Genomic DNA, 9574 nt, shown 5'->3' on the forward strand with positions numbered 1-9574 from the left:
TCGATTAATGACAAAACATTGTATATGCAGCATGTTTTGTTCATTTTCTGCTTGGGAGGGACAATTTCATTGTTTGTTGTTCCTCCTTTTAATTTTATATAAAAAACAATGAATTACTCTCCAGAGTACTGTTATTCTTAAGTCAAGGGAGTTGAAATATTATGAAAAAGACAGAGCACATCAAGAGGTATGAGCAAGGTATTACTAGTAAGTTTGCTGTGTACAGCTTTCCATATGTTTATGACTTTTCTATTTATGCTATTGACATCTTTTATACTGATACAGGAGACTACTTCTTTGGCAGTGCTAAGAACACTACACTTGAAAGATTCTTTACTCGTAAAATCTACCAAGATGAACTGGGGTATTATTTCAAGTATGCTCAAGAAAAGGTCTATCTCAACAGTTTTAATCCAATAAAGAACAATAAACTACAGTTAGCTCAATGAGCTGGCTTTTTTTATGCCCTCCAAGACAAGTGACCTATCATCATATCACCATTATGAGAAGTAAATGCTAAAAATATCAGCATGATTAATCCTGTTGTTTTATTTGAAATGAATACTTTCCCTTTATTCGAACATTCTACTACTTAAGAAACCCTAGAATGTTTACTCTAAAATATAAAGGTGGATCCAATATAAATGAATAATAAGGCTTATATGGTCTTTCGTGAGATATTCATTGTTTGCATTGTTCCCTTTGCTATTATCTTTCTTACCGACCTTTTGGTACAAATAACCAGTAAAAGAAATTGATTTATATTCTTCTCCCACTATAAACGGATAATAAATAGCAACTTGAGCAAACTAAACAAGACGCTGTGATAGAGTCATTTACGACTACAATTCAACGCATAGAGGAAGACCATCTCTTTTAACTGGGAAGAGGTGGTCTTTTCTTTTTTTTAAATATATACGATATACAAATCTAGTCTACATAAGGTCAATAAAGTATAGAATCTCCTCAATAGGGCAGACTGCTAAAGTTCGCTGGATCATATACAATACCTGTTGTATGTAAATAGCTTTATTTCTTGTTGCAGTTGCAGACTTCCTAACAAGTCTGTTTCTTTTTATTTAATAATTATAAAAATGAATAATAAATCACAGCTTGAACAAACTACCCAAGATGTAAGCAATAGCATCAAAAGGACATTCTGTTAATGCAAAGAGAAAAACTCCTGTTCAGACACAGCAGGAGTTTTTCTCTTTTTAAGCTGTATATGATATACAAACGTAGTTACCATAATGTGAATTACAGGAACCACGTAATCAATAGATCTCTTGCTAATAAAGTAAGGTGATAAAAAAACACGTTGCAATCACTCAGTAGTACGATTTAAGTTATTTAGTTTTTGTATATGGTGATCCATTTTACTACAAACTTATATATGTTATGCTTTTACTACATAATCATGATGTTTAGTAGGTGAAAAAATGGAAGATGTATTGCTAAATAAAAAATTACAACAAATTACGGCTGTAATCTTACATAAAAAAGAAGAATTAGCTGAACAAAAAAGACACTATCATTTTTATAATCATGATGTGTATGTTCAATTGGTTCCTTGGCGAGAGAATTTAATTAAAATCTATGCAGAATCTATATCTATTAATAAAGAGCATACTTTTCAAATCTTAGAAAAGTGGGGAATGGAAGTAGCAAATGTATTAACAACTCTTCAACTTCCTTTAGATATTGCTTTAGAAGAAATCAGTTATTATCGAAATCTAATTGGAGAAATCATTACAGAAGAAGCAAAGAAAGAAAATTTTTCTTTTGATATGTTCTCTAAAGTGATATCTAGATACAATTTAGTAGTAGATAAAGCTGTACATTGGATAAGTAAATCTTATATGAAAGATTATACAAATAAGATTCAATCTGCACAGTACGCTATAGATGAACTATCTATACCTGTAGTGCGTATAACAAAAGAAATTGGCGTAATTCCTCTTGTAGGGGAGATTGATACACATAGAGCTCAAATTTTAATGGAAAATGCATTGAAACAAGGTAATACTTACAAACTAAGTTGGTTAATTATTGATCTATCTGCCGTACCTATTATTGATACCATGGTTGCAGACCAACTTTTCAAAGTAGTTGCGGCTTTGAAACTTATAGGAATAGATGTTGTATTAAGTGGCATTCGCTCTGAAATTGCCCTGACAATGGTTCAGTTAGGTGTAAAATTAAATGACATCGTCACTTTCAACAGTCTTTATGGAGCATTAGACTACACAAACTCTCGAATGCAGTAAATATGAATAAATATTTCAAGTATCAAAAAATGATTGTAAGTCGAATAGTCTTGCCTATTATGGCTTAGAACGCTAATTTTATAATTAATATTACCATTTTAATATTTAATTTATGTAAATTAACCGAAGTAAATCCTTTGCCCTGATTAGCAAAGGATTCTTTTTTATTTTTTGTATAATCTTTTACCTAGTGAGCAAACTGCTCAAGATGCAATAGAGCATCAGCTTAACATCTATATTTCAACGACTAGAAAAAACTAACTTTTGTTATGTGGGGGTAGTTTTCTGTTTTTAGGCTGTATATGATACGCAAAGTTAGTTAATATAATGTCTCTTTCCGAAACCCAATAAAAAAAAGAGTCCTTGATACACAAGGACTCCCGTTATGCCTAAATTTATTGTTTATGCATGGTTGGTTTATCAATATCTATAAGTTTCTAATAGCTATGCACACTGTATAAAATCTTGTATATTTTAAGATTATCTATTGTTTATTAGTGGCTTTGTTTTTCTTCTCAATTCTTGTAATAACATTTCTGCACCTTCAGGGCTTAGCATAAGATTTCCGGCATATCTTTTATTTTCTCTTTTTATTTCTCCAGTTATCATACACTCTTGGTTTACTTGATATTTTTTAAGAATAATTTCTTTACCATCAACATAAATCTCTATCGGCGTTTTATCTTCTATATCTAAAACTCTACGCAATTCACTTGGAAGGACAACGCGTCCTAATGGATCCACTTTTCTCACAATACCTGTACTTTTCATAGTAGCTCTCTCCTTATGGTGTAAGACTCTTGATGCTTATTCATTGTAACACGTATTCTTCTTACTAACTTTATTTAGTAATTAGCCCCAATACTGTTCAAATCAATTTTTTCAAAAAGAACACCCTATTCTATATACAAAAGAGAAAATAACCCTAACTTTTAAGTTAGAATTCTTTTAAACAAATGATAATAATTGAATAATTTTTTCACAAAAATATATAAGACCCCAAGCCGAGTAATCATGAAGATTGGGGCATGAATAGGTAAAGTCCATAATCTTGCATCACGGAGGTGTGTCCCATTTGCCGCAACATGGTAGCTATATTGCCACGATGATAGGATCCGTGAGTGACAACGTGTAGTACCGATTCAGAAATGGAAGTTTCAAGCAACCCAGCATATGGGTTATCCACCTCAATCAACCTTTCAATATCTTCTTGATTGTTCAGAAGTGCTTTGTTTCGTTCAGATAAGTCTAGAAATATTTTTTTCATTTCCTCAATACTTTTCGTTTCCACCTCTTCTCTTAATTGATCCGTAGACGTCATTGCTTCATTCATACTTTTACCTGAGATTATGTCAAACCATGCGTAATCTGTGAGATAAATGTGAGACAACACTTTTGATATCGAAGAAAAACCACTCTGAATTCCCTTATGATAAATGTCTTCTGGAAGTTCTTTCAAACGATCAATTATAACTCCATTTGCCCATACGTGGTAGTCGTACATTTTTAATGCGGGATGCGTCATTCTAAATTTCCTCCTTTTTTCACTATTCTTTCGTATTGATCAATTGATACCTAAATGATAAATAACTAAACTTACAAATTATGTAATTTTAGTTATTTATTTATTCTGTTTTAATTATAAAAATCCTTCTATAACTTAACTGCCGTGAAATCAATAAGTCTTATTCCATTAGAAGGACCTTTAATGGAATAACAACATGACTAACGTTTTTAAACGCCATTAATAAATGTAATGTAGCAATTGTATTTACTCGTTTGAACATCTTTATTGTCATTTAACAACAGTAATGTAAGGTATTTTTTATGTTGTAGATACTGTCAAAAATTACACCTTTTTATACGTTATGTCATATACTTAGACCATGTATACGATATGTAATTCTAGTTTATATAAAGTTGATTATGTTTAGTTTCGCTTTTCGTTGTATCATTAAGTAAAACCAAACATACTTTATTAAAAATAGTTATATCATTTACCTATCTTGTAGAAAAAGAACTAATTTGTCGTCAGGTAGAGTAAATAGTGAAACTAATATTTTTGTAAGGTCGTTTATTCATTTACTGTTTTATATAAAAGAAATTAGTTTTTTATTTTAGATTTAATTCACGTTATTTAAAACATATTAAAATTAAATACTTATAGATTTATTGTTTATTTGTCGTATATATAACAATTTTTCGGAAGAGAAATAGAAGATAGATTCGTATAGGATAAGAAGTAAAAGTTCATATTTGCCTGGGTTAAGTGTAAATAATGAAATGTTTAATATTCAATAAATAATTTAATATTTACTTGATTACATCTGTGTATTTCTTGAAAGAGAAAGTCTCTCCATTTAGCAAAAACGGGTTATTGGCAAAATGGATTTTAAAATAAAAAATATAATTCTTTAATCTCTCCTGTATATTAATCTATAAAACTGTCCAAACTAATAACATATTCCCCCTATTCCGATAAATTTGAAAATCCTTTGCCTATCAGCAAAGGATTCTTTTTTATTAAGTACAATTTATTATAAATGATTTTACGTAATGTGAATTATCGGTAAAAGAAGACCCCTAAGTAAAGGTCCTTCTTGTTTTAATATTGATTACCTGTGGCTCTAAGAGAAGAAGCTCCAATAAACTCCCCAACTGATTGGGTTCTTTTTATTTTAAGTTTCTGTGGGACATGCGTTTATTATAACTATAGAAAATTAACTGTATTAAAGAATTTGTTATATATTGTATATTAATTAAAGGGTATTTACCTACTTTTATCTAATCTTATAAGAGAGCAAGTGCATAAAAGCTAGATTATTCCCCTAATATACTTGCTTAAACAAATGAAATGAGGTGTTTGACTATGAATAAAATGGAACTAATAAGTGCCGTTGCAACAAAAGCAGATCTAACACAGAAAGACGCTACAAAAGCTGTGAATGTAGTATTTGAAACAATTGCTGCCGAACTTGCCAAGGAAGAAAAAATCCAACTAATTGGCTTTGGTACATTTGAAGTACGAGAACGTGCAGAACGAACAGGTCGAAACCCTCAAACAGGTGAAACAATGCAGATTCCTGCTTCAAAAATTGCTTCCTTTAAAGCAGGAAAGGAATTAAAACAAGCTGTTAAATAACCTCGTGTATCTACAATAGATAGAAAAGGTGCCTTGTTTTGATTTTTATAAAGTAATATAAATTTATAAATTAAACACCCATTTGCCTTTATTTCTGCATATATGCTCTGCTCCTTCAATCAAATCCTTTCACAAAGATAATTATTGTCCCATTTCAAAGACTTTTTTCATTTTACGTAAAATTTTTTATAAACTTATTCAAGAGGGAGCAAATCGGATGTCACAAGAAATCGAATTATTGAATATGGGAATTCATTTATGTAAAGAGATTAGAGATTTATTAGAAGAGAGAGAGCATAGGAATTTAGTTTTTAAACAATCAGTTACAAAAAATGATTTCTCCCCCTTGCCTTTAAAATATGAGGAAAAATAATCTCTTATAAATGACATAAATCATAGGTGAGGTGTACAGAAAGACAATTTAACTTTGTTTTTTTGTTATTTATTTACACGCAAAAATCCAGATTATGTGTAGACTTACCTCCATGCAGATATTTTGCATAAATCGTCATCACCAAAGGTTTATTAAAGTTGAACACTGGGTATTATCAAATCAAGACGATGTGTTAAGCGTACCGCCCGTGCATAGGGTGTGTCCTTCTCTATTCTGTGAAAAATGGCGCCTAAAACGGCGTCATTTTTTATTTGTAAACAAGTTTACGGATTCTAGCGCGTAGGTTGCATTTATATGAAAAAGGTATATAGATTCCTATCTAATAGAATGTATTTTTACGCCACTATTCAAATTTTTTTTGTAAACTTCCCTTTCTTTTTGGACAGACCGGTCCCATTGTGCTCTCTCATCTAATTTAGGTTCATATTGATGAATACAATGCATAATGCATTGTGTGGACAACGGGTAATTTTCGATCTTCCATCATTTCCATGTTTAGAAGGTCACTTATAAATATTTTGAAGTTTTTGCATGATAACCTCATTATGATGTATATAATCATACCCTAATAATCTTTTAGTGAAGTGGGTAATGATAAAGCACGTTAGAAAGATCAAATTAATTTAAGTTTAAGATGTCTTTATTGGGATAATATAATAAATAAGCTAGGTTTAATTATAATCTGGTTTATTTTCTATATTCTAGGAGGCAACAAAATGGAACACGGTAAAGTGAAATGGTTTAATGCCGACAAAGGTTTTGGATTTATCGAGCGTGAAGGTGGAGAAGATGTGTTTGTTCACTTCTCAGCTATTCAAGGTGACGGTTTTAAATCCTTGGATGAAGGTCAAGAAGTGACTTTTGATATCGAACAAGGGCAACGTGGACCACAAGCGACAAACGTACGTAAAGCATAAGAAACCATAATAAAAAACAGACTCTATCTTCAGAGTCTGTTTTTGCTTTAAAAGTCCTTTTTACCAGAACTCATTCAGTAGTAATTGTTATTCGTATTTCATTAATTCTTCTTCAAAGAAAAAAGTATTTGGGTATTTGTCGACTGTATAAGAGTATCTTTTCATGTTTTTTACATAATGATTTTTTAAGATTGTCACTAATTCATTAGATACTCTTATACTTACTATTTCTCCATTAGTAAATAGGTTTTCGCTCATAGCCCTCATCCTCTCCTGTATTAGAAATAATAAAATTTTCACTTTCATTTACCTTAAGATATAGTTTAAATCTCCTAAGATTCTTTATCTGTACCCAGTTTTTTTGCTAGATCTTCTCGACAAACGTAAGGATAATGATTAAAGTCGTCAAGTAATTCTTGTAATGAAGCTGAGAAAGGTTTACATCGACTAGTGTAGGTTTTCTTCATTATGGTATACATTTTAAATAATGAGCAGCCCTTCTTCGATTGTTGGTTCATGAAGGAATAGTTGTACTTTAACACTGTACGGTGTGATAAGCCTTCATACCTACTAATGAAGTAGATAGTCATAAAACAGTAAGGGATTATTTTCTATAATTTTTTTTACGGCCTACTGTCTCTTTTCTACCTCTGCCTCTCCTACGTTCTGCTCTTGCCTTTTTATTACGAAGTGGTGCCACTTCAGTCAATTGGACGGGAGCCATATTCGATTCTTTTGTTAAGAGCTTTAAAGTGGCTGACAGTAAGGAAACAGAATCCACTTCTTCTAATAGCTTTTTCGCCATAGGCTTATATTCCTCGAACTCTCTCTTGTCGATGGTACTCAAAATACGGTGAATGACTGCTTCCTGATTTCCTGCCATTACTTCACTGAAAGTAGGAGGTGATTGTCTAGACATTCTGGTTTTCGTGACATCTTCGATCACTTTTAAGTGATGACGTTCTCTCGGCGTTATAAATGTAACTGCCAATCCCTTACTACCCGCCCGTCCTGTTCGCCCAATACGATGAACGTAGCTTTCAGGGTCCTGAGGGATATCAAAATTATAGACATGACTAACACCTGTAATATCAAGTCCTCTTGCTGCAACGTCGGTTGCGACCATAATCTCAATCGTATGCTCCTTGAATTGACGAATCACATCGGTACGTTTTGATTGGGTAAGGTCTCCATGAATGCCTTCTGCTGCATACCCACGCTTTTTTAGCCCTTCAGCAAGTTCATCCACACGTTTTTTTGTGCGCCCAAACACAATGGCAAGGTCTGGTGATTGAAGGTCTACAAGATTGCAAAGAACATCAAATTTTTGATTTTCTGGAATTTCTATATACTGTTGCTCAATATTCTTTACCGTTAACTCCTTCGCTTTTACTTGCACGAGTTCAGGAGTGTTCATAAATTTCTGGGCTAAACTTTGTACTTGCTTGGACATGGTTGCTGAAAATAGTAAGGTTTGATGGGGAGAAGAGATGCCACCAAGAATCGTTTGAATATCTTCAATAAAACCCATGTTTAACATCTCATCTGCTTCATCCAGAACAGCTGTACGAATGTAATTTAAACGAATGGTTCTTCTTTTCATATGATCCATAAGACGTCCTGGAGTTGCTGAGATAATATGCGGCCTTTTCTTAAGGGCCTTGATTTGACGATTAATGTCCTGCCCCCCATAAATGGGTAATGTTTTAACTCCTTTTACCTGTCCAATTCGATTTAATTCTTCAGCTACTTGAATCGCCAGTTCACGTGTCGGTGCCAGAACGATTCCCTGAATCGTTTCCTCAGCAAGCTCAACTCGCTCTATAAGGGGTATGCCAAAAGCTGTTGTCTTTCCAGTACCGGTTTGAGCTTGTCCAATTAGATCTTTACCCGTCATAGCTATTGGAATAGCTTCAGCTTGAATCGGCGTAGCCTCTTCAAAACCCAAGTTATGAACTGCCTTTTCAATGTCTTTACTTAAATGAAAATCAGAAAAATTTTTCAACTGTTTCGTGCTCCTTCTCTTACTTAAATTCAGAAATGGGAAAAGTACTCTTTGACCAGAGATCCTGCTTATTCATTCCTGCGTATTGTAAATCAGTGTTACTACCCACGAATATCTTGTTCTAACACATCTGTACAAGGCGAACCCATGCCTTATTTTATCCGCGCTTCCGTGTATTTATAAATTCTTATAGTGCCTATAAAGAGTAATGTAATTTAGAAAGATATGGTTCCTACTATTTCTTTTTTAAAAGGTATACTATTTAGGAGGAAGGATGATGTAGTTATGTATTATAACCATAGGAAGAAAGATCAAGATCCCTTACCAAAAGAACGAACAGAGACTTGGGAATGTGAGTCAGAAGAATGTAATGGTTGGATGAGAAAAAACTTCTCTTATGAAAATCATCCAAAGTGTCCTTTGTGTGGCCATAAAATGAGTGCTAAAAAACGGCTTTTAGATGCGTCACCTAATCCCCATCAAAAATAATTTCTGGCTGCCTTTTGGATAAATCCCTAAAAAAATTTCTGGCACTTCTTTAACTGAAATCAAAATTCCCACTAAATAAATATGCCATATTTGCTTTATATTTCTAATATATGGTATAACTAGTCCATACCTTGTACCGTTCGTTTTATCTAGAAACCAGACTTAAAACTCTGGTTTTTCTATTATATCTAGATTTTAAAAGTAGATATAATACGTTTTTTGCTAGATAATGGAATCAAAAGTAAAAAAAGACTCCCAGGTGGAGTCTTTTTTACTCATTTTAATTATGCTACTTTATGAACGTTAGCAGCTTGTGCTCCACGTTGCCCTTGTTCGATATCAAACGTTACTTTTTGACCT

The 9574-nt window shown here is 32.6% G+C and carries 10 protein-coding genes; 6 read left to right on the forward strand and 4 right to left on the reverse strand.

What is annotated here, in order from left to right; genetic code table 11:
- Positions 1-161: 161 nt before the first annotated feature.
- Positions 162-449 carry a hypothetical protein gene (locus ACFX4N_RS29945; RefSeq protein WP_216876426.1) on the forward strand — a complete coding sequence of 96 codons (288 nt, stop codon included), beginning with the start codon at positions 162-164 and terminating at the stop codon, positions 447-449.
- 990 nt (positions 450-1439) lie between these two features.
- Positions 1440-2267 (forward strand): STAS domain-containing protein, encoded by an 828-nt coding sequence (locus tag ACFX4N_RS29950; RefSeq protein ID WP_377263663.1) that lies wholly within the window; start codon positions 1440-1442, stop codon positions 2265-2267.
- A 480-nt stretch (positions 2268-2747) separates the two neighbouring features.
- Here ACFX4N_RS29950 and ACFX4N_RS29955 read toward each other — a convergent pair whose 3' ends face one another.
- Positions 2748-3038, reverse strand: coding sequence for an AbrB/MazE/SpoVT family DNA-binding domain-containing protein (locus tag ACFX4N_RS29955; protein ID WP_308346297.1), 291 nt, complete (start codon positions 3036-3038; stop codon positions 2748-2750).
- A gap of 241 nt (positions 3039-3279) precedes the next feature.
- Positions 3280-3792, reverse strand: coding sequence for a DinB family protein (locus tag ACFX4N_RS29960; RefSeq protein WP_377263665.1), 513 nt, complete (start codon positions 3790-3792; stop codon positions 3280-3282).
- Positions 3793-5136: 1344 nt separating this feature from the next.
- Here ACFX4N_RS29960 and ACFX4N_RS29965 point away from each other — a divergent pair.
- The 3 genes from ACFX4N_RS29965 (at position 5137) to ACFX4N_RS29975 (ending at position 6720) form a co-directional block, all read left to right on the forward strand.
- Complete coding sequence (locus ACFX4N_RS29965; protein ID WP_097825578.1) at positions 5137-5409, forward strand: HU family DNA-binding protein; 273 nt, start codon at positions 5137-5139, stop codon at positions 5407-5409.
- A 217-nt stretch (positions 5410-5626) separates the two neighbouring features.
- Positions 5627-5782: a hypothetical protein gene (locus ACFX4N_RS29970; protein ID WP_377263667.1), complete on the forward strand. Its 156-nt coding sequence runs from the start codon at positions 5627-5629 to the stop codon at positions 5780-5782.
- Between the two features lie 737 nt (positions 5783-6519).
- A complete protein-coding gene (locus ACFX4N_RS29975; RefSeq protein ID WP_207372278.1) occupies positions 6520-6720 on the forward strand; it encodes a cold-shock protein in 201 nt (66 codons plus the stop codon).
- A gap of 604 nt (positions 6721-7324) precedes the next feature.
- Here ACFX4N_RS29975 and cshA read toward each other — a convergent pair.
- Positions 7325-8725 carry a degradosome RNA helicase CshA gene (gene cshA / locus ACFX4N_RS29980; protein ID WP_377263668.1) on the reverse strand — a complete coding sequence of 467 codons (1401 nt, stop codon included), beginning with the start codon at positions 8723-8725 and terminating at the stop codon, positions 7325-7327.
- A 285-nt stretch (positions 8726-9010) separates the two neighbouring features.
- Between cshA and ACFX4N_RS29985 the strand changes: the two genes are divergently transcribed.
- Positions 9011-9214: a cold-shock protein gene (locus ACFX4N_RS29985; RefSeq protein ID WP_061860553.1), complete on the forward strand. Its 204-nt coding sequence runs from the start codon at positions 9011-9013 to the stop codon at positions 9212-9214.
- Positions 9215-9498: 284 nt separating this feature from the next.
- Here ACFX4N_RS29985 and ACFX4N_RS29990 read toward each other — a convergent pair.
- Positions 9499-9574, reverse strand: a 76-nt coding sequence (locus ACFX4N_RS29990) for a cold-shock protein (protein ID WP_377263438.1), incomplete at its 5' end; no start/stop codon positions are given.

It is taken from the genome of Priestia sp. YIM B13551 (assembly GCF_042787905.1).
Lineage (GTDB): Bacteria > Bacillota > Bacilli > Bacillales > Bacillaceae_H > Priestia.